General features: G+C 52.0%; 18 protein-coding genes. 8 read left to right on the forward strand and 10 right to left on the reverse strand.

The genetic code is table 11. The annotated features are described in order from the left end of the window. Window positions 1–315: 315 nt before the first annotated feature. From EKN00_RS09715 to EKN00_RS09735, 5 genes are all read right to left on the reverse strand, one after another. The gene (locus EKN00_RS09715; RefSeq protein WP_127850035.1) at window positions 316–1,125 is read right to left on the reverse strand and encodes an ABC transporter ATP-binding protein; all 810 of its coding nucleotides are present in this window, start codon (window positions 1,123–1,125) and stop codon (window positions 316–318) included. Beyond that, window positions 1,125–2,048, reverse strand: a complete 924-nt coding sequence (locus tag EKN00_RS09720; protein WP_127850037.1) for an ABC transporter permease — start codon at window positions 2,046–2,048, stop codon at window positions 1,125–1,127. Before EKN00_RS09720 ends, EKN00_RS09715 begins: the two co-directional genes overlap by 1 nt. A gap of 58 nt (window positions 2,049–2,106) precedes the next feature. After that, complete coding sequence (locus tag EKN00_RS09725) at window positions 2,107–3,069, reverse strand: ABC transporter substrate-binding protein (RefSeq protein ID WP_127850039.1); 963 nt, start codon at window positions 3,067–3,069, stop codon at window positions 2,107–2,109. A 498-nt stretch (window positions 3,070–3,567) separates the two neighbouring features. Further along, window positions 3,568–4,527: an ABC transporter substrate-binding protein gene (locus EKN00_RS09730; protein WP_127850041.1), complete on the reverse strand. Its 960-nt coding sequence runs from the start codon at window positions 4,525–4,527 to the stop codon at window positions 3,568–3,570. A 558-nt stretch (window positions 4,528–5,085) separates the two neighbouring features. Next, a complete protein-coding gene (locus EKN00_RS09735; protein ID WP_127850043.1) occupies window positions 5,086–5,556 on the reverse strand; it encodes a hypothetical protein in 471 nt (156 codons plus the stop codon). A 355-nt stretch (window positions 5,557–5,911) separates the two neighbouring features. On the opposite strand from EKN00_RS09735, the gene lexA reads away from it, so the two are divergent. Next, window positions 5,912–6,541 (forward strand): transcriptional repressor LexA, encoded by a 630-nt coding sequence (gene lexA / locus EKN00_RS09740; RefSeq protein ID WP_127850045.1) that lies wholly within the window; start codon window positions 5,912–5,914, stop codon window positions 6,539–6,541. A 661-nt stretch (window positions 6,542–7,202) separates the two neighbouring features. Here the strand turns inward: lexA and EKN00_RS09745 are convergent. Continuing rightward, a complete protein-coding gene (locus EKN00_RS09745) occupies window positions 7,203–8,147 on the reverse strand; it encodes an AEC family transporter (RefSeq protein ID WP_127850047.1) in 945 nt (314 codons plus the stop codon). A gap of 49 nt (window positions 8,148–8,196) precedes the next feature. After that, the gene (locus tag EKN00_RS09750) at window positions 8,197–8,739 is read right to left on the reverse strand and encodes a 5-formyltetrahydrofolate cyclo-ligase (protein ID WP_127850049.1); all 543 of its coding nucleotides are present in this window, start codon (window positions 8,737–8,739) and stop codon (window positions 8,197–8,199) included. Between the two features lie 175 nt (window positions 8,740–8,914). Here EKN00_RS09750 and EKN00_RS09755 point away from each other — a divergent pair, with 175 nt between their 5' ends. The 5 genes from EKN00_RS09755 to EKN00_RS09775 all read left to right on the forward strand — a co-directional run bounded on the left by EKN00_RS09755 (window position 8,915) and on the right by EKN00_RS09775 (window position 12,281). Further along, window positions 8,915–9,856 carry a magnesium transporter CorA family protein gene (locus tag EKN00_RS09755; protein ID WP_127850051.1) on the forward strand — a complete coding sequence of 314 codons (942 nt, stop codon included), beginning with the start codon at window positions 8,915–8,917 and terminating at the stop codon, window positions 9,854–9,856. 121 nt (window positions 9,857–9,977) lie between these two features. Then, window positions 9,978–10,334 (forward strand): holo-ACP synthase, encoded by a 357-nt coding sequence (gene acpS / locus EKN00_RS09760; protein ID WP_127850053.1) that lies wholly within the window; start codon window positions 9,978–9,980, stop codon window positions 10,332–10,334. After that, complete coding sequence (alr, locus tag EKN00_RS09765) at window positions 10,334–11,452, forward strand: alanine racemase (RefSeq protein ID WP_127850055.1); 1,119 nt, start codon at window positions 10,334–10,336, stop codon at window positions 11,450–11,452. Before acpS ends, alr begins: the two co-directional genes overlap by 1 nt. A gap of 192 nt (window positions 11,453–11,644) precedes the next feature. Continuing rightward, window positions 11,645–11,890: a hypothetical protein gene (locus tag EKN00_RS09770; protein WP_127850057.1), complete on the forward strand. Its 246-nt coding sequence runs from the start codon at window positions 11,645–11,647 to the stop codon at window positions 11,888–11,890. Window positions 11,891–11,906: 16 nt separating this feature from the next. Continuing rightward, on the forward strand, window positions 11,907–12,281 hold the full coding sequence (locus EKN00_RS09775; protein WP_127850059.1) for a type II toxin-antitoxin system PemK/MazF family toxin: 375 nt from the start codon (window positions 11,907–11,909) through the stop codon (window positions 12,279–12,281). 72 nt (window positions 12,282–12,353) lie between these two features. Here EKN00_RS09775 and cbpA read toward each other — a convergent pair whose 3' ends face one another. The 3 genes from cbpA to EKN00_RS09790 all read right to left on the reverse strand — a co-directional run bounded on the left by cbpA (window position 12,354) and on the right by EKN00_RS09790 (window position 15,959). Then, window positions 12,354–13,016: a cyclic di-AMP binding protein CbpA gene (gene cbpA / locus EKN00_RS09780; RefSeq protein WP_127850060.1), complete on the reverse strand. Its 663-nt coding sequence runs from the start codon at window positions 13,014–13,016 to the stop codon at window positions 12,354–12,356. Between the two features lie 265 nt (window positions 13,017–13,281). Beyond that, window positions 13,282–14,661, reverse strand: coding sequence for a L,D-transpeptidase family protein (locus EKN00_RS09785; RefSeq protein WP_164848104.1), 1,380 nt, complete (start codon window positions 14,659–14,661; stop codon window positions 13,282–13,284). Between the two features lie 323 nt (window positions 14,662–14,984). After that, complete coding sequence (locus EKN00_RS09790; protein ID WP_127850062.1) at window positions 14,985–15,959, reverse strand: L-lactate dehydrogenase; 975 nt, start codon at window positions 15,957–15,959, stop codon at window positions 14,985–14,987. Window positions 15,960–16,405: 446 nt separating this feature from the next. Here EKN00_RS09790 and pth point away from each other — a divergent pair, with 446 nt between their 5' ends. Together pth and mfd are read left to right on the forward strand one after the other, a co-directional pair. Further along, the gene (gene pth, locus EKN00_RS09795; protein ID WP_127850063.1) at window positions 16,406–16,963 is read left to right on the forward strand and encodes an aminoacyl-tRNA hydrolase; all 558 of its coding nucleotides are present in this window, start codon (window positions 16,406–16,408) and stop codon (window positions 16,961–16,963) included. Between the two features lie 44 nt (window positions 16,964–17,007). Next, window positions 17,008–20,517 carry a transcription-repair coupling factor gene (gene mfd, locus EKN00_RS09800; protein ID WP_127850064.1) on the forward strand — a complete coding sequence of 1,170 codons (3,510 nt, stop codon included), beginning with the start codon at window positions 17,008–17,010 and terminating at the stop codon, window positions 20,515–20,517. Window positions 20,518–20,526: the final 9 nt, after the last annotated feature.

Below are 20,526 nucleotides of genomic sequence, written 5' to 3' on the forward strand. Positions count from 1 at the left end.
AAGCTATGGTGAGAGAAGACCGGTGCGGTTTTTGCATCGGGCTTCTCCACACCATAGCCGGCAAAAATTAAGACCCGTCAGGAAGGACAAAGCTTTCCCAGCGGATCTTAACAACACATATTAAGTTTGTAACCCCAAAAGCAGGTGCGGGGCTTAATTTTTAGGTTGAAGACCCCGCTTTTGGGGCTTCAACCGGCCGCACGGAAAATCCCAGCCGCACGGAACGCGAACCGGCCCCGCCCAGGCGCGGACCCTAGACCACTCAGTAACTGGACCTTCACCAAGAGCTTACGCTGCCGGACAGCATAAGTAAGTTTAGCTGAGCAATACGGCGTCGTCGGTCATTGCAGCGCCGCTTTGTTCCTTGAACAGTTCAAGCAGGTCAGGGACGGTCAGGTTGGCTTTTTCCTCACCGCGGACGTCGACCACGATTTGCCCGTGATCGAGCATCAGTAGGCGGTTGCCGTACTTGAGCGCGTCTGCCATGTTGTGCGTAATCATCAGGGCGGTCAGGTGCTGCTCTGCGACAATCTGAGCGGTGAGGGACATAACGGTTGCACTTGTTTGCGGGTCGAGTGCGGCGGTGTGTTCGTCGAGCAGGAGCAGCTCTGGTTGGTTCAAGGTTGCCATGAGCAGCGTGATTGCCTGACGCTGACCCCCAGACAGGAGCCCGATTTCGGCGCCGAGCCGATCTTCGAGACCAAGGCCGAGGCTTGCGAGACGTTCGCGGAACATTTTGCGTTCGTTGCGCTTAACGCCGCTCGACCAGAAGTTACGCCATGATCCGCGCTTGAGGGCGAGGGAGAGGTTTTCCTCAACGGTAAGGAGTGGAGCTGAACCTTGCTTTGGGTCTTGGAAAACGCGGCTGATAACGCGTGCCCGTTTTTCAACACTCTGGTAGGTAACGTCCTTGCCGCCAATTTTGATTTGGCCGTAAGTTACTGGCAGTGAGCCGGCAACGCTGTTGAGCAGGGTGGACTTGCCGGCCCCGTTACCACCGATGATGCCGACGAACTCGCCTTCCTCAAGGGTCAGGTCGATGCCCTTGAGCGCGTGGTTCTCGTTTGGTGTGCCCTTTTCGAAGTACTGGTGCAAACCTTTAACTTCAAGTACTGGTGATGTCATTATTTTGCCCCTTTCTTCATGTCGGCAACGTTACGCCGGCGCTGCTGTGCTTGCTTGATGTTTTTCTGAACAAGTGGCAGTGCCAGGAAGACCGTCAGCATGACCGCATAGAAGAGCCGCAGTGCGTTTGGGTCAACCCCCCATTCAAGAACGAGGGCGATGATTAACCGGTAAATGATGGCCCCACCGATGATGGTCACGAGGCGCATCCCGAAACTGAGGTGGTGGAGCAGGATTTCGGCAATGATGATAGCGGCCAGCGCGATAACGATGGTCCCAATCCCCATGGAGATGTCGGCGTACCCGTTAGTCTGGGCCATGAGCGCGCCGGAGAGGGCAATCAAACCGTTACTAATCATGTAAACCACAATCTTCATGTTGTCGGCGTGGATCCCGTTAGCGGCGGACATGTCTTCGTTGTTCCCAACGGCGCGGGCGGCAAGGCCCATTTCCGTGTTGAAGAAGAGGACGAGCAGGGCAATGACCACCGCGAGGAAGATGGCACCGACCACGATTGTAGTGGTAGTCGAGTCGCCGATGGTAATCATGGTGAAGATGTTCTTAATTGATTTGCCCGCAGCTGTCATCGTGAGGGGCACGTTGGCCTGGCCCATGATGAACAGGTTAACGGAGTACAAACCAGTCATGGTCAAAATCCCGGTGAGAAGGTCGGGAATGTGGAGCTTGGTGGTCAGGAATCCAGAGACAAGTCCAGCAAGTGCCCCACCGGCTGTACCCATGAGCGTTGCCATCAGGGGACTTGCACCGGTAACAAGTGCGTGTGCTGTGATTGCCGCGCCGAGTGGAAAACTACCCTCGGCGGTCATGTCGGCGATGTCGAGGATGCGGAAGGTGAGGTACACCCCAATGGCCATGATGGACCAAAGGATGCCTTGTGCGATGCTTGATGTCAGGATATCCATTTTTTCCTCCTATGTATGACAAGCATTGGTGAATGCTTGCCTTACTTCAACTACTTGCTTACTTCAAAACGGATGGATCAACGTTGAACAGTTTCATACGCTTGTCGTTCTTTACGATTGACGTCTTAGCTGGCTTTTCAACTGCTAATTGCTTAACTTTCTTGCCCTTCAGGAGCTTGATTGCCATCTTGGCGGTTTGCTTACCCAGTTCCTTGTAACTAATCCCACGCGTTGCGACCCCGGCCTGCTTAATCATGGTGGCGTCGGCGTTCACAACTGGCACCTTAGCTTTTTCGGAAACCTTGCCGATGGTGGACATTGCGGCTGCGGCCGTGTTGTCGGTTGGAATGTAGATTGCGTCGGACTGGCTGGCAAGAGCGGTTGCCGTTTGTTCAGCATCGTTCGTGGAAGCAATCGTCTTTTCAACTGACTTCAGGCCGAGCTTCTTGATGGCGCTGCGAGCCTGCTTAATCTGAATTACTGAGTTTGGTTCAGCAGCGTTGTAGAGCAGGCCAACAGTTTTGGCCTTGGGGAACATCTTGTGCAGCAAGGCAATCTGGCCATCGATATCAACGGCGTCGGTTACCCCAGTTGCATTCTTGTCGGGTGCGGCAACGTTGCTGACGAGGCCGGCACTCTTAGGGTCGGTGATGGCGGTGAACAGCATCGGCGTGTCCGGGTCAGCCTTTTGCAGGGCCTGAGCAGCAGGGGTGGCGATTGCCAAGTTGAACGCGTTCTTGTCGCGCTTCAGGCGCTGGCTCATCGTGGTGAGGTTGCTCTGGTCACCCTGAGCGTTAACGTAATCAATCTTGATGTTCTTGCCGTCCTTGTAACCATTTGCGGCTAATTCCTGTTCGAACCCCTTGCGTGCATCGTCCAGTGCGGATTGGTTGATGAGCTGCAAAATCCCAATTTTCGTAACCTTGTCCTTGCTGGCTGAATCCGACTTGTTACCGCAAGCGGCAAGCAATGCAACGGTGGCAACCGTCATGGCGGCGGTCATAATCTTCTTGATCTTCATTTATTCTTCCTCCGAGTGGGTTGATGGCATCTTGGTACCATCGAAATTTGATAATTGCTTCGGGGCCACAGCCTAAAACAAAAGGCCGGTCGCGGGTAAATCCACGCGGCCGGCCTAATATTTTCCGGAAAAATAAAAGCCACATGGATTTAACCTAATCCATGTGGCGTCCGATTACACGTTAAGTGATACGACCATCATGGATGCAAACCTGAGTCGGCTTGCATCCGTGATGCAAACCGCTATCCGTAATAGCCGTAGTAATATGCGTTATTCAAAATTGTGCTTTGCTGTTCTTTCATGGTGAGCACTCCTTTAAAGTAGTAGCGGTATCGTATGGCTGTAATACTATACTCATGGTTTTTTAAAGTCAAGAAGATTTTGTATTTAGTTTTTATTCATCCAAGCGAATGCAAATATGGAAACTCGCAGCGAGAATCTACCTGGTTGCCGGAGTCATTAAACGGCTTGCTTCCACATGCGTCTGTTTGGTTGTTGCTACTTGATACTTGCGGGATCGATTCCGAGTGCCTTAGCCGTTTTGTTGTTCACAACAACGGAAATTTTGTCAGGGGATTCGATGGCAAGATCCTTGACCTTTTTACCCTTGAGAATTTTGACCGCCATCTTCGCGGTCTGGACACCCAGGTCCTTGTAGTCAATCCCGTTAGTAGCCAGGCCACCGTCTTGAACCATGGTGCCGGCTGCTGGAATTACTGGGGTCTTGGTTTCGGTTGTGATTTTGCCGACCGTTGCCATTGCGGCCGCCATGGTGTTGTCAGTTGGAATGTAAATTGCATCCACCTGGTGGGCAATTGAGGTCGTTGTCTGTGCAACGTCGTTTGTGGACGCAACGGTCTTTTCAATCACCTTCAGGCCCTGAGCCTTGAGGGCAGCCTTTGCCATTTTAATCTGCACCACGGAGTTTGATTCGGCGGCGTTGTAGAGCAGCCCGACAGTCTTGGCTTTAGGCGCGATGCGGTGAAGAAGCTTGATCTGGCCGGCAACGCTCACCATGTCGGTGACTCCGGTTGCGTTCTTGTCTGGTGCCTTGGTGTTGGTCACAAGCCCGGCACTCTTTGGGTCGGTGATGGCGGTGAAGACCATTGGCGTGTCGGGGTCGCCCTTTTGCAGAGCCTGGGCTGCTGGGGTGGCAATTGCCAGGTTGAGGTCGTTCTTGTCGCGCTTCAGCCGCTGACTCATGGTGGTCAAATTGGCCTGATCACCCTGCGCGTTAACGTAATCAATCTTGAGGTTCTTGCCTTCTTTGTAGCCTTCGCGGGCCAATTCCTGCGTGAAGCCTTTGCGTGCGTCATCCAGGGCGGACTGGTTGATGAGCTGCAAAATCCCAATCTTCACGGTTTTGTTTGCCTTGGCGTCACTCTTGTTGCCACAAGCGGCGAGCAGGGCGACGGCGGCGACGGTCACGGTTGCGGTAATAATCTTCTTCATCTTCATGGTATTTCCTCCAAAATTATGCTGTCAGTAATCATCAGTTGACTGCCATGCATTTGCTGCTGGTGCGCATCCAGTAACAAAAAACGACCGGCCACGGGTTTATCCACGTGGCCGGTCGTCAATCTCCGGAAAAATAAAAACCGCCACATGGATTTTGGTGTAAGTCCATGTGGCGGTTGAATGGCAAGTTAAATTGCTTCGGCCTCATGGATGCAAGCTGCGCGGCTTGCATCCACGATGCAAACCGCTATCCGAAAAAGCCGAAGAAAAACGCGTTATTCAGTTGTGTTGTTTCGATTTTAATCATCGATGACACTCCTTACTTAGATAGCGATATATTTGTTTACGAGTTCGAGGATACCGGATAAAGATGCACGTGTCAACACCGAATATTAAAAAGCGGCGGATATTTCACCAAGTTTCTTAGTTAAAATTAGAAAATGGTGTAAACAAACAGGTACTAACAGTTTACTCGCAGTAGCTACCAGTTGTTCTTTAATACCTGCCAGCGTATAGAATCGAAAAAAATGCCGGCGCAAACCGCACCGGCATAAATAGTTAATTGATTTTTTGAATTGTGAGTGGTGTGTTCGCAGGCACGGTATTCTTCAGGACACCGAGCACACTTTCCAGCGGCTGGCGGAACATCAACTGCACGCGTCGGCGACTAAAGGAGAAGACGGCAACGACGATGCCCTTACCGTTTGGCGCACTGATTGGCGTGAGGGCGATTCCCGTAAGATTTTCGTACTTGTGGAATCTGCCCCAAACACCCTGGGCCACGAGCCGCTTGGTTCCCAGACCGCCGACACCGGCCATGATGTAGAGCAAAACGAAGGTGGCAACACAAACGATGTATGCCCAGCTCCGGTAGCCAACAGAGGCCATCCAGACAGCGATGATGGCACCCCACATTACCTGGCTGTAGCCGTAGTTTGCCCGCAGGCTGATTTGTGACTGCCAGTAAATGTTGTAAGCGGCGAGCGCTAGGAGTGCGACAGAAATTACAATTAAAAATATATCGGCCATTTGGGACCCTTCCTTATCTTTTGTCTACCCTCATCATAACAGACTGGCGCAGAAAAACCATGGACACCGATAGAGTTAAAACGCCTTTAACATTTGGTGTTATTGATTTCCAAGGCCGCACGAATCTAGTGGAAAATTGGCGATTGGCTAATGTTTGTCTAAAAGCGACGAAAAATTGGCTAATCCCGCAATAAATCAGGACTTTTTAACTGATTTTTGTTGCAAACAGGCGTTCGGATTGGTATTCTAAGACTAAAGCACAGGATACTGGTGCAATATGTCCAGCGTTGTGGTAATTAGACGGCGCGACTATTGATTAGCATCGGTGCATTACACGGAAGGCGAGGCAAACGGTATGCCACAACAAAAAACGAAAGAGCGTTGGGTTCAAATTCTGACGACCATTCATGATGCAATTGAAGACCGCGGGTTCCCCCCAACGGTTCGCGAAATCGGGGCTGCCGTTGGGCTAAGTTCCTCGTCGACCGTTGCGGTGTATCTCGAAAAGATGCAAAATGCTGGATTAATTGACAAGGATCCAGCCAAGCCACGTACGCTCGAGGTAACGCCAGCGGGCCTCGACTACATCGGCGTGAAGGCGGAACTGGGAATTCCGATGGTCGGGACGGTTGCTGCGGGGATTCCCATCACGGCCGAACAGAACATCGAGGAGTACTTCCCTGTTCCAACTGGCTTGAACTACACAGAAGATGATTTGTTCATGCTGCGGGTTCAAGGTAACTCCATGATTAAGATTGGTATCCTTAATGGCGACCGGTTGATTATCAAGAAGCAGGCAAATGCTGAGAACGGGCAGATTGTGGTGGCGATGACTGAAGACAGTGAAGCAACAGTCAAGCGCTTCTACCGCGAAAACGGCCGGATCCGGCTGCACCCAGAAAACGACGACATGGACGACATGTTCTTCGACGACGTTGCCATTTTGGGCCTGGTTGTCGGCCTCTACCGCGACGAATTCGATTAAACTGAACCATCCGAAAGACATTACCGCAATTGTGGTGATGTCTTTTTTATATCCGGAATCCAGTTCACTTAAGCTGTCGGGCAGTGTGAGTAGTTTTGTGCTTGTTTGGTACTGAGTGGTATAAGGGCCGAGCGTGGGCGGGGCCGGTGCGCGTTCCCTGCGGCCGGTTGAAGCCCCAAGTTCGGGGTCTTCAACCTAAAATTTAGCCCCGTATGCCCGTTCTTCAGATTACGAACTTAATACGTATTGTTAGGACCTGTGGGGAAGCTTTGTTCTTCCTGACGGGTCTTAATTTTTGCCGGCTATGGTGTGGAGAAGCCCGATGCAAAGCCCGCATCGGTCTTCTCTCACCATAGCTTTCACAGGAAAATCCCAGCCGCACTCTAACGATGTCCAGAGCTCTAAGCGCTAAAGCGCCAAGAGCTTCTGGCTACACGCGCACCGGTCCCGCCCAGTCGCTACAACGTTGGTTAAAATGTAAATCTTACGACGGCACCATGTAAAACAGACATAACTGTCGTACCGGAATCCATCACGCTTCACGGACGTTATGTAGTCTATCGATACGAAGCAACTGGATGTCACTTTCAATCTAGCAAACCCCACAACGCGGAGCCTCCACTGGTATACCTACACCAAGAGCTGACGCTGCCGGACAGTGTTAGCTAGCTAGGAAGGTCATTACGAGGGGAATGACGACCATGGCCAATACCGTGGAGCTCGCCACGCCGATTGCCGCGAACTCTGTGTCGGCGTCGTAAAGGCGTGCGACAACAGGTGCGTTAGTCATGACGGGCATGCAGGATTGGATGATGAAGATTGACCGCATCAGTGGCGACATGTTTGCAAACGATAGTAGCGCCGTCATCACGAGTGGGGCGGCGATAAAACGGCCGAACAGTACGCCGAGCACATCTTTATCAAACGTGAACGCCTTTTTAAGGCCGGCTTGATAAATGGTTATCCCGATGAAGAACATCGAACCCGGAATGGTCAGACTGCCGACGTAATTCAGGTCCGCCATCGCAAAATCGGGCAGTTTGATGTGCAGTAGCACGATGATGATGCCGACGATGAACCCGAGCAGGGGCGGGGAGAAAATTTTGCCTAACGTTTTGCGCCAGTCAAATTGCGCCATGGCGGGACCATCGTGTTGGATTAGGTACACGCCGATGGTCCAAAAAATTGTGGTGTTGGCCATGTAATAAACAAGAACGTACGGCAAGCTCTTGGCGCCAAACAGTGCGAGGTTGACGGGCAAGCCGATGAAGACCGTGTTGGAGTTTAGGAACATGGAGCAGAACAATCCCTCATGCCGCTTGTCCACGTGAATAACGCGCATGACAATGACGGACAAGACCCCAAGAATGGCCATCGAGATTACCGGGTACCGCAGCTGCGGTAGCAGGCTTAGCAATTCGTGGGCCGTGAACTTGGAGCTGACGGTAACGACCATGTAGGCGGGAAGAGCGACTTGGGTTACGATTTTGGCGATGATTTTGCTACTGTCCCGACTAAGCCAATTTTTGGCCGCAAGCCAGTAGCCGAGGGCGATAAGCACGAGAATCTCCGTGACACCCAGAAGGCTTGAAATAAATGCTGTCAATTGAAAAACCTCTTATGTATGGCGGGCGAACCCGCGAATTTTGCAATGCTTATATGGTTAAAATGTGCTGCAGGGCAACGTCGAACTGTTCTTCTGGCCAAAAAGCGCTGGTGAAGACCTGGATTGGCAAGGCAAGTGCGATGGAGGTGCCGTGATAATGGGCCAAGAACCGGTCATAGTAGCCACCGCCGAAGCCAAGGCGCTTGTGCGAATCCAGTGCATAGGCGAGACCGGGAACAATCACTAGGTCGGGTTGGTTGTTCAGTGTGCTTTCGTTGTACGCGGGTTCAAGTAGGCCAAACGAGCTCCGAATTAGGTTGTCCGCCCCCGGATGCTGCATGAACGCCATTTGCCGCTTGGGCATAACCTTGGGCAGGTACACGGTTTTGCCGGCCGCCTGTGCCGCCGCAATTACGCCAGCCGTATCGAACTCGAACGGGCCACTGACGGTGGTGGCGATGCTCTGGGCGGCTTGCCATTCAGGCATTGCGGTGAGCTTTTGCACAATCTGCTTAGTTTCTGCTTCACGCTGAGAATCTGGGTAGGCTTTGAGGGTGGCAATCTGCTGGTTGCGCGCTGTTTGCTTGTCCATGGTGGGTACCTCCATATGTCGTGATGGCTGCCAATAATGCTTGTTTCCAATATAGCACTGAAATTATCATTTCGCGTATTGTTCTGGGAGAAAATGTGACCTGACGGATTCAGCATCGCCCCGAAGTAGTGCGGTATAATGATGATATTAATTTGTTCGGGAAGGAGTCTTGGGCGTGATTACGTATTCTGCAGTACGCGACGGGAAAACAGTTGAGACTGATCAGAATTTCGCGACGTGGATTCATTTGGAGGCACCATCAGTCGATGAACTAACCACGGTTAGTGAACAGTTCAAACTGGACCTGCGTGATTTGCGGGTGGCAACGGACGCACACGAAGATCCGCGCAGTGCATGGCTCAATCCGCACGACCATAAGCCGGGCCTGATTGTGGTTCGTTACCCCGTGTCCAAGCTCAACTCGCTCGGTTACCTTGAGTACGAAACCGCCCCGTTAACGTTGGTTCTGCTCGATGACAAAATCATCACGATTAGTCAAAAGCGGATTCCGGAGCAAATCGGTTCGGGCGTTGTCGGAGGCCACAACCTCAGTGCCCGCCCCGAGGAATTTGCCCTGCATGTTCTGTGGTGTGTTCTGCACGGTTATGTACACGCCATGATTCGGGTCAATGATGAAGTCGACCAGATGCAAATCGGGTTGGGTAAGGCCATCGCAAATAAGCAGCTGTACGAAATAATGGCCCTGCAAAAGACCCTGATCTATTTTGAATCCGTGCTCGATAACACGATGCCGGTCCTCAAAAATCTGCGGGAAAAAGAACGGTACTTCAACACGCCGGGCTACGATGAGTGGCTTCAGTCGGTGATGGTGGAGGCGCACCAGGCGCGGACCATGACTGGCGTTACCGAACGGATTTTGGAACAGTACAACACCACCGTGAGTTCAATCGTGTCCAATAATTTGAACATCATCATGAAGGTGCTGACAAGCATCACCATCATTCTAACAATTCCGACTGTTATTGGCGGACTGTGGGGAATGAACGTGCCGGTGCCGCTAGCGGGTAAGTACTGGGCGTTCTGGGGTATTATCGCCGTGACCGCTCTGATCTGCGGTGTCAGTGCGTTTATTCTGCACAAGAAGGACTACATGTAACGACACGCTGAAGGATTCGCCATCGCGGATGAATACATTTCATGTGTATCCGAGTTACATGAAGCAATAAAACTGGTATCATCAAATACGGAAAAAGCACAATTGTAGCGGGAGGCAAAATGTGATTGCAGGTTTAGGCATCGACGTAACCGAACTGGCACGGATCCAGAAGGCGCAGGATAGTAATCCGCACTTTGCGCAAAAGGTTTTGACTGCTCACGAATACGCATGCTGGCAGCAGCTTAACGGACAGCGCGGTCTTGAGTACCTGGCGGGCCGCTTTTCGGTCAAGGAAAGTTACGCGAAGGCGTGTGGCCTAGGCTTGGGCCCGGTTGCGTTGCACGACGTGGAGACGTTAAGCGATGAGGCGGGGCGACCTGTTGTTACGGGTCCGTTCAAGGGCACAGCACACGTGTCGATTAGCCACACAGGCAGTCTTGTGTTTACTGAAGTGATTTTGGAAGGAAGTAATAGTTAATGGTTGTGGCACTGCACCGTCCGACGAGGGCAATTATCAGTCGGAGCGCAATTAAGAGGAACGTGGCGAATGCGTGCGCCCAGCTCGATGAGGGCACCGAGTTGTTTGCTGTGGTGAAGGCAAACGCGTATGGTCACGGTTTGGTGCAGGTCGCACGGCTTGCGCGACAGGCGGGGGCAAATGGCTTCTGCGTTGCGGTGCTCGATGAAGGTCTGGCTTTACGCGACGCTGGGTTCACGGAGCCAATTCTGGTCCTTGGAATCGTTGACCCGGTATGTGCTGAATTAGCGGCGCAAAATCACATTGCGGTGCCAGTGGCCGAAACAAGTTGGCTTGAGGCAGCGGCAGGCACTTTGACCGGCGATTCGCCACTGCATGTTCACTTCGCCACCGATACGGGGATGGGCCGGATTGGGTTCACGCACCGCGGTGATCTCGCTGATGCGGCTGCGTTCATTGATGCGCACGCAAAGCAGTTCGAACTCGAGGGTATCTTCACCCACTTTGCCACCGCGGATGAGGTGGATATAAGTCAGTTCAACAAGCAGAGCGCGCGGTTTAACGACTTTGTCGCGGCACTGCCTAAACGTCCGCGTTACGTGCACGTTGCCAACACCGCAACGAGTTTGTGGCACACGGCGTGCAAGGGCAACATGGTGCGCTATGGTGTCGGGATTTATGGGCTGAATCCGTCTGGACGGACAATTACCGATTTGCCGTATTCATTGGCCCCAGCAATGCGTCTGGAATCTGCGTTAGTCATGAGCAAGGCAGTTCCCGCCGGCACGACCGTATCCTATGGCGCCACTTACGTCAGTTCGAAAGACGAAATCATCGGGACCGTGCCCATGGGTTACGCGGATGGTTGGTTGCGCCGGATGCAGGGCTTTGATGTGCTCGTGGACGGGCAGCGGTGCCCCATCGTGGGTCGCGTGTGCATGGATCAGTTCATGATTCGCCTGCCCAAGCTCTATCCGGCCGGTACTGTTGTTACGCTGATTGGCCGTGATGGTGATGACGAAATCACAATGCAGGATGTTGCTGATTACGCCGGGACTATCCATTATGAGATTGCGTGCTGCCTCAGCGAACGGGTGCCACGGGTCTATGTTGATTAGGAAGAACTGCACCAGATAGCACAAACCAAATATTTCTATGACCGATAAGGGGGTCGAAACGCAACTTTTGCTTTCGACCCCCTTAACCTTTGCCTGTTTTTGTGCTATTTTGGTACGAGTACAAGAAGTTTTTTGACGGAATTCGCGACGGTTAATGGTTGTCGAGCAAAGTTATGTGGGGGGAGCAAAATCATGGCTAAACAGTGGCAAACAATTATGCACGTTATGCCAGCGGCGCAGGAATGTGTCGCCGCATTTTGCGAATACTATGGTGTTGATGAGAAGACGGTGCAAGACGGCGCTGTTAGTAATTATGTCCGTGCCCACGCCCAAGATTTTACTGGACTTATCGAAGGGTACCGGGAGATGGCGGCCCTGAATGAGGAAATATGCGCTGAATTTACCGCGTGTGAGTCCGAGGCCGACCGTACTTGCTAGGACCGGTGGTGATTGAATGGAAAGTAATATTAAACGCGGCGACTTGTATTTTGCGGATTTGTCGCCCGTAGTTGGGTCGGAACAGGGTGGAATGCGGCCGGTTCTGATTGTGCAAAATAACGTGGGGAATCATTACAGCCCGACAGTAATTGTCGCCGCGATAACGAGTCGAATCACGAAGCCGAAGATGCCCACGCACGTTGGCATGGTCGGCGGCCGCGATGGTTTGGAACGCGATTCCGTGATTTTGCTGGAGCAGGTGCGCACAATCGACAAGCAGCGATTGCGGGACCGCATTGCCACGCTGCCAGAAGAGAAGATGCGTGAGGTGGACAATGCACTGAGCGTGTCGCTTGCCCTAAAGCCGCTGCCAACCCGCGGCAAACGTTAATACATATTTGCACAACACAAAAGGGACAACATCGTAATTGGTGTTGTCCCTTTTGTGTTGGTATTAATATTTTTACAGTTCGTCGGAACGGACTGGCTGACCTGATTGCAAATCGTCAATTTCGACAACGCGGAAGTGTTTCTTCTCAAGCTTGGTGACGCACAGGTTCAGTGTGCTTTCGTCGGTTCCGGCAGGCAGGGTGAAGAGGGTACGCCGAACGTATTCCCCCTTGCCGGCGTCCAAGGTCACACAGGCGGCGATGGACACGTACTTGGCAAGAATCTTGCTCATGGCGGCCAAATCGCCCTGTTCACCGGTACTCATCACCGTGAGCACGTAGGAACCAACGTCGATGTTCCAGGCGTCAGACAGCATGTTCAGGAGCTGGGTGTGTGTCAGAATGCCGTAGAAATTAGCGGATTCGTCGAGTACGGCGATGTAAGGCAGATCCTTAATGTTGAAGAATACCTTGAAGAATGGTGCGTTAACGGGGATGGTTTTGGTGGCATTCTTGAGCAGATAGGTGACGGGCAATGACATGTCGCCGCCCTGACTCTTGTGCCGGTAAATGTGCATCTTGTAGATGTTACCGCGGAAGATTTTGCCAGTTTCGTCCAAAATTGGCACACAACGGTAACCAGATTCTTCGAGAATGGCGAGCGCTTCTTCGAGGGTAACGGTCTCCTTGACGGTGGTCAGAAACTCTTTCTTAGTAACTAGAGACTTAATGAGCATTGGGGACCCTCCTAATTTCATAATTGCAAACCCAGAATAAATGAGGATTTTCTAATGACCCAATGATACCATTTATCCGGAACTTGGGATAGCGGTATTTCAGAAACAGTGAAGCCCCCGCGGTTGTTTCGTGAATCGGCAATAATTAGTCAACGTGAATCCCTTGTTATATCGGGGCTTAGCGAACGAATTAGGTGACAAGAATCAAAAAAAGCACCGCCACAAATTATTGTGGTGGCGCCTCTTTTTGAAGCCTAATAACTAATTAAAATACGATGACAGGCGTGCCAACTGACACTGCGTTGTAGAGCTTAGCAACGAAGGCAGGTGGGTTGTTAACGCAACCGTGACTCCCGTGTTGCTTGTACCAATCACCACCGTACTTCGGCTGCCATGGTGAATCATGCAGACCGACACCGGTGTAATCGATTGGCATCCAGTAGGCAACCGGGCTGGCGTACTTAGACCCGTCGGCATTGTTACCGTGCAGGGTGGCGTTACGCTGCTTGCTCCAGATGAAGTAAACCCCGGTTGGCGTGTCATGCTTCGTGCTTGGGTTCCCGGTGACAACATCGGAATCCATCACGAGCTTGCCGTTCTTGTAGTACCATTCGTGCTGGTTTTGAATGTCGACTTCAACATACGTGTTGCCGATATCAGAACCATCCGCGTGGTAACCAGAACCGTTCGTTGTCGCAGCCAGGGTGAAGTTCTTGCCCTTTTTGATGTCGGCAATCAAGTTGTTCGTGGTTGTCTGTTCGGAGACGGCCCAACCGTAGTTACCAGCAGGAACAGTGACGGTCCCACGCTTCGTGGACTTGAACTGGCGTGACTTGCTGATGGTGTTGTACTTGTTGGCAAAATCGCTGACGAAGGCGCGGACACCAGTTTCGCTAACCGTAATCTTGCCGTTTGCATAGCCAAGCCAGCTGGTGAGCTTAGCTGGACTAATGGTCTCGCTGTGGTTCGCGACGGTTAGCTTACCGCTTAGCTGGCTGTAATTGGCCAGGGCCTGTTTCTTGCTTTCAAATTCCTTGGAAGTAGTTGTGACCTTCGCTTTGTCGTAAGTTGCACTCAGGTTAACTGACCGGCCATTGTTGTCGACCATGTTCAGCAACTGCTGCTGCAACTTGTCGGCGTTAATCTTGTCGCCGTTAACTTCCTTTGTTACCTGCAGCTTGCCGTTAACGAACTTCATTGATGCGTCAGTTGAAGCTTTGCGGTTCTTGTTCAACTTAGCAGCGGTGGTCGTGGCAAAGTCCTTCAAGGTTTGTTCATCAACTGCTGGGTTGGTGCTTGCACTTACCTTGCGCTCCGAACCGAAGATCCGTAGTGGCCATGACCAGGAATTCTGTGCTGCTTTGACTTCCTTGGCGGTCTTTGCGAAATTGTGGCTAATGCCCAAGTCGTCACTAGAAGCGGTAACGAGTGCTTTGCCGTTATCAGTCAGCGTATATTTACGCTGCTGAAACTTTGTTTTAAGGGTACTTTCAGCTTGTTTAGTGGTCTTGCCGCTAACATTAACTCCAAGTACCGCTGTGTTGGGGAGGTACCGTCCCTGGTAGTGGACACCACCGTAGATATATCCGCCGGCAATCACGATGACTGCTGCGGCTGCGATGGCTAGCCAGTGCTTCTTTTGCACTTTCTCCACTCCTTTCCTGCATTACATGCGATTGAATTGTTACAAAAAAATTTCGTCACTAGCATACCGCTTTTTGGCACCCAACACAAATTACGCCGGGGTAAAATTAGGAGCAAGTGAAGCACCTACTCATCTATGCGTTTACATTGCGAAAAGTTGGAATCCTAGTCAAGAATAACTTACAATAAATAAGCTCTCTTCTGTTATTTTAACGAAACTAGTGCTGAAATTCAATCGGGAATATAAATAATGCACAATCTTTACTTCTGGTATTGAGCGCAAAAAAAGAACCCCCAAAAGGGAGTTCTTTCTTGTAAACCAGATTACTGACGGAACTTGATGTCGCTTGCGGAGAATGCGCCATCGATGATCTTCTTCAGCTGGCTTGCGGAAGCCTTCATGCTTGCTTCTTCGTCTTCGGAAAGAGGCAGTTCGAAGATTTCCTTGATCCCGTTGCGGTTGATAACTGCTGGGGTACCAATGTAAACGTCGTTGATGCCGTACTGGCCGTCCATGTATACGGACAGTGGGAGAACAGCGTTTTCGTCGTTGAAGATAGCCTTAGAAATCCGTGCAAGAGCTGTACCAACACCGTAGAAGGTAGCACCCTTCAAGTTGATGATGGTGTAAGCTGCGTCACGAACGCCTTCGTACAGCTTCTGGAGCTGTTCGTTGGTGATTTCTGGGTGAGCCTTCTGGTATTCAGCGATGGTCATACCACCGATAGTGGTGTGGCTCCATGCAGCGAATTCGGTGTCACCGTGTTCACCAAGGATGTAACCGTGAACAGAGTGTGCGTCAACGCCGGCAAGGTCAGCAATAGCCTGACGGTAACGAGCGGTGTCAAGGGAAGTACCGGAACCGATAACCTTTTCCTTAGGGAACCCAGAAATCTTCCAGGTAGCGTAGGTCAAGATGTCAACTGGGTTAGCAGCAACCAAGAAGATACCGTTAAAACCAGATTCAACAACTGGGTTAACAACAGCGTTGATGATGCCAAGGTTCTTGTTAACGAGGTCAAGACGGGTTTCGCCTGGCTTCTGAGGTGCACCGGAAGTGATTACAACGAGGTCTGCATCTTTGCAGTCGCTGTAGTCAGCGGAGTAGATCTTCTTGTTAGAAGTGAATGGAAGTGCGTCGGAGAGGTCGATTGCGTCACCCTTCGTCTTGTCCTTCACGATATCAACAATACCAATTTCCTGTGCAATGCCCTGCTGGACCATTGCGAATGCGTAACTAGAGCCGACAGCCCCGTCACCGATCAGAATAACCTTCTGGTGCTTAATAGCTTCTGCCATTGTGTGATAAACATCCTTTCTGAATATACCTTTACAATACAGCACATATTATAGCATAGTTGCCGAACGGTTTACCTCATTCAACGCGAAATTTCCATGGATTTTCTCCCGGCTTTCTGAATATGTTGACCAATTTATCCAGTAATTCGAGTGCGCATGCGGCTTGCATCACGCGTGAGGAATAAGCGTTTGATGTATTTATGCATATGACACTTGGCACAATTGATGTGGCGGAACCGCCTTTCGTCCAGCCTTCAATCTTTTTCGGGCACGGGCCAGTCGGTTGATTTTGTCCGCATAACGCCTAAACTGGCGTGGTATACTTTTATAGAAAGAAAAGTTGCACGAACGACTATTTGCAGCTGGGTAGAGGCCATTACGGTTTTCCCCAGCATTTTTGCGTTTAGTCAGAGCGTGTGCGCTAGACAAAATATGAGGTGGATAAGTTGTTAATGGTTGTTGGCTTGGGTAATCCGGGCAAGAAATATTTCGAGACGAAACACAACGTTGGGTTTATGGTTGTTGACCAGCTGGCGGCAGATTTTGGCGTCAAACTGGATAAGCTGGAATTTGACGCAGCAACGGCGACGGTGCGGGTGGACGGCGAGCGCATCATGCTCGTTGAACCCCAGACATTCATGAACGCATCCGGCAAGGCGGTCCGCCAGTTGATGGCATTTTACCAGGTGCAGGAAGACGAATTGCTGGTTGTGCAGGATGATCTGGACATGCCAATGGGCAAATTGCGGCTGCGGGTTAAGGGTTCCGCTGGTGGCCACAACGGAATCAAGGACATAATTGCAGCTACGGGCAGCAGTAACTTTGCCCGCGTCAAAATCGGCACGGACCACCCGGCCGCACAGACTGTCGTCGATTGGGTTCTGACCCCATTTAGTAAGGACGACCGGCCGGTAATTAATTCTGCCATTGATCAGGCGGTTGCGCTGATTAAGGACCGCATCAGCGGCACAAGCATTGCTCAGCTCATGAACAAGTACAATTAGTCAGTTTGCTGATTGATTGTTCTGGGCCTTTTAGGGGATAAAAAATGGATTTAGTCAGTACTTTTGCGGAATTGCCGGAACTAAGTAAGCTCTGGCCCCAACTGCATGCAGGCAGGCACCTTGTTACGGGGTTAACTGGGTCGGCCAAGACGATGATGATTGCGGCAGCCGTCTCCAAGGTGCAACATCCCATCCTGGTGGTCGAAAATGACCGCAACCATGCGGACGGGTTGGTTGCTGACCTGGCGAATGTGCTGCCACTTTCGTCTGTTTTTGCGTACGCCGTTGAGGATGTGCTGACGGTTGAAGCGGCCGTGACCTCACTTGATGCGCGTAGTGACCGGATTAGCGCGCTGAACTTCCTAATGCAGGATATCCCTGGGGTGGTGGTGACCAGTACCGCGGGCTTGCGGCGCCTGTTGCCGACTGTAAAAACTTGGCAGAACGCGCAGCTGAAGGTTGATGCAACCACCGAAATTGTGCCGGCGGAAGTCGCGGACAAGCTGGTGACGATGGGGTATCGGCGTGATAATTTAGTGAACGCGCCAGGGATGTTTGCCATTCGTGGTGGGATTATTGATATTTATCCCCTAGACGCGGACCAACCCGTGCGCATCGAACTCTTTGACACAGAAGTTGACTCGATTCGGCAGTTTGACGCGGATACCCAGCGCAGCCTGGAAAACATTGACGCAGTGACAATCACACCGGCCAATGACTTACTGGCCAGTCCGCAAGCGATGCGTGATGCGGCCGTCCGCATTCGTGCTACCGCCAAAAAGGCAAGTGCCAGTGCGAGCGGGCAGGAGCAAGAAGAAGTGGTCAAATCCTTCGCCCAGGGAGCAGCGCGGATTAGCGCGGAGCTGGATGAGGGCATTGTGCCGTCAGATATTGCCGCGTGGACGGGCGCGTTATACCCAGACCAGACGACACTCATGGCATACTTGCCCAAGCAGGCGGTGGTCGTCTTTGATGATTACGTACGGACACTTGATAGCGACGCGGGGGCCATGCAGGAGTTTGCCAGTTCCGCCGCCAATCCCAGGGTGGCACTGCAGCCACCAATGCGGCCAATTCAGGAGATTGAACGGGGTGACAAGCACGCCCACATGTTCCTGGCCGTGTTCCAAAAGGGCATGGGTAACTTGCGCCTCGCTAGTTTGACGAATATTCAGGCACGGTCGGTGCAGCAGTTCTTCAGCCAGATGCCGATGCTGAAGGTTGAGGCTGACAGGTGGGCGAAGCAGGGGCAGACCGTTGTCGTCCTGATTCAGGAAACGGTGCGTGAACCAAAAGTGCAGTCCACCTTCCGCGATTTTGAAATCAACGCCCAATTGAGCACGGATAACGATGTGGTTCCGGGTCAGTTTCAGATTGTGCACGGGAATTTGGCTTCTGGGTTTGAACTACCGGAAGCAAAGTTGGTTGTGCTAACGGAACACGACTTATTTAACGCACGCAAGGCCCACAAAGTCCGCCACCAGACGCTGGCCAACGCCGAGCGACTGAAGAGCTACAACGAGCTGCACGTTGGGGATTACGTTGTCCACGTTAATCACGGGATTGGTGTTTACCGCGGCATCCAAACCCTCGAAGTGGACGGTGTGCACCAGGATTACATCACGGTTGAGTACAAGGACAATGGCCAGCTGTTCATTCCGGTGACGCAGCTGAATCTGGTTCAAAAATACGTCGCCTCTGAGGGCAAAAAGCCAACCATCAACAAACTTGGTGGCAGCGAGTGGCAGAAGACCAAGCGGCGCGTTGCAGCTAAGATTGAAGACATTGCGGATGATTTGATTGACCTGTACGCCGCGCGTGAAGCGGAGAAGGGGTTTGCGTTTCCCGAAGATGATTCACTGCAGCGCGAGTTTGAAGCGGAGTTTCCGTACCCGGAAACCCCGGACCAGATTCGCAGCGTGAAGGAAATCAAGCGCGACATGGAACGCGACCGCCCGATGGACCGCCTCCTGGTTGGTGATGTTGGCTTCGGTAAAACGGAAGTCGCCCTCCGCGCCGCGTTTAAGGCTGTGGATGCGGGTAAGCAAGTTGCAATTCTGGTGCCAACCACAATTTTGGCCCAGCAGCATTACGAAACCATGCAGAACCGGTTTGGCGATTTTCCGGTGACGGTGGGGATGCTATCGCGGTTCCAAACGGCAAGCCAGAACAAGGAAGTCATTAACGGACTGAAAAATGGGCAGGTCGACATCGTGGTGGGGACGCACCGGCTTCTCAGCAAGGACGTTGCCTACAATGATTTGGGCCTACTGATTATTGACGAGGAGCAGCGTTTCGGCGTGAAGCACAAAGAGCGGATTAAGCAGCTGCGTAAGAACGTTGACGTCTTAACGCTCACGGCCACCCCAATTCCGCGCACACTCAACATGTCGATGCTCGGCGTGCGTGACCTGTCCGTCATTGAGACACCACCGACCAACCGATACCCCATTCAGACGTTTGTCATGGAGCAAAATGCCTTGGCGGTTCGCTCGGCAATTCAGCGCGAATTGGATCGCGGCGGGCAAATCTTCTACTTGCATAACCGCGTTGAGGATATTCAGCGCACGGTGGCCAATTTGGAACAACTCGTCCCGGAAGCACGAGTTGTGTACGCGCACGGACAGATGAATGAAGTTCAACTGGAAACAGTAATTAGCGACTTTCTGCACGGTGAAGCTGACGTTCTGGTGACAACGACCATCATCGAGACGGGTGTGGACATGCCAAACGTTAATACCTTAATCATTGAGGATGCTGACCGTTACGGATTATCCCAGCTGTACCAACTGCGCGGCCGGGTTGGACGTTCTAGCCGGTTGGCGTTTGCCTACTTCATGTACCGACCGGGGAAGGTCTTGACGGAGGTTGCGGAGAAGCGGCTGGAGGCCATTCGCGACTTCACGGAACTTGGGAGTGGCTTCAAGATTGCGATGCGGGATTTGTCCATTCGCGGTGCCGGGAACCTGCTGGGCGCCCAGCAGCATGGATTTATCGATTCCGTTGGGTACGACCTGTACACGCAGATGCTGCAAGAGGCAGTTGCGAAGCGTCAGGGTCAAAAATCCACAATCAAGACCGATGCTGAAGTCAGCCTCGATGTTGAGGCATACCTGCCAACGGACTACATCAGCGATCCGCGGCAAAAAGTGGAGCTTTATAAGCGTGTCCGGCAAATCGAAAACGACGAGCAAGAAGTTGAGCTCCAGGATGACTTGATTGATCGCTTCGGTGATTACCCAGAGACGGTGGCAACGCTGCTGACCGTGGCGAAGATAAAGCGGTTTGCGGACACGGCACTCATTGATTCAATCAAGCGTAATGACCGCAAGCTGATTGTTCGGCTGAGCAAGCGGGCAACGCGCACGGCAGCCGGAGAACCAATCTTCGAGGCGCTAAGCAAGACCAAGCTGCGGGCAACCGTGACGACAAATGAAGATCACCTGGTGGTCTCCTTGCTGATTGAAAAACAAATGGCGGAATTCACGTGGCTGGATCAGCTGCAACGATTCATTGAGGCGCTTGCTAATTTGCAGTCAAAGCCCGCAAAATAGTTAACTTAA

The sequence above is a fragment of the Lacticaseibacillus hulanensis genome (genome assembly GCF_004010095.1).
GTDB lineage: Bacteria > Bacillota > Bacilli > Lactobacillales > Lactobacillaceae > Lacticaseibacillus > Lacticaseibacillus hulanensis.

Coding starts and splice junctions, on each gene's coding strand:
- EKN00_RS09730 (WP_127850041.1), bottom strand. CDS start 4,527: ATGAAGATGAAGAAGATTATTACCGCAACCGTGACCGTCGCCGCCGTC.
- EKN00_RS09735 (WP_127850043.1), bottom strand. CDS start 5,556: ATGGCCGATATATTTTTAATTGTAATTTCTGTCGCACTCCTAGCGCTC.
- EKN00_RS09790 (WP_127850062.1), bottom strand. CDS start 15,959: ATGGCAGAAGCTATTAAGCACCAGAAGGTTATTCTGATCGGTGACGGG.
- EKN00_RS09750 (WP_127850049.1), bottom strand. CDS start 8,739: ATGGACAAGCAAACAGCGCGCAACCAGCAGATTGCCACCCTCAAAGCC.
- lexA (WP_127850045.1), top strand. CDS start 5,912: ATGCCACAACAAAAAACGAAAGAGCGTTGGGTTCAAATTCTGACGACC.
- EKN00_RS09720 (WP_127850037.1), bottom strand. CDS start 2,048: ATGGATATCCTGACATCAAGCATCGCACAAGGCATCCTTTGGTCCATC.
- EKN00_RS09725 (WP_127850039.1), bottom strand. CDS start 3,069: ATGAAGATCAAGAAGATTATGACCGCCGCCATGACGGTTGCCACCGTT.
- mfd (WP_127850064.1), top strand. CDS start 17,008: ATGGATTTAGTCAGTACTTTTGCGGAATTGCCGGAACTAAGTAAGCTC.
- alr (WP_127850055.1), top strand. CDS start 10,334: ATGGTTGTGGCACTGCACCGTCCGACGAGGGCAATTATCAGTCGGAGC.
- cbpA (WP_127850060.1), bottom strand. CDS start 13,016: ATGCTCATTAAGTCTCTAGTTACTAAGAAAGAGTTTCTGACCACCGTC.
- EKN00_RS09770 (WP_127850057.1), top strand. CDS start 11,645: ATGGCTAAACAGTGGCAAACAATTATGCACGTTATGCCAGCGGCGCAG.
- EKN00_RS09715 (WP_127850035.1), bottom strand. CDS start 1,125: ATGACATCACCAGTACTTGAAGTTAAAGGTTTGCACCAGTACTTCGAA.
- EKN00_RS09775 (WP_127850059.1), top strand. CDS start 11,907: ATGGAAAGTAATATTAAACGCGGCGACTTGTATTTTGCGGATTTGTCG.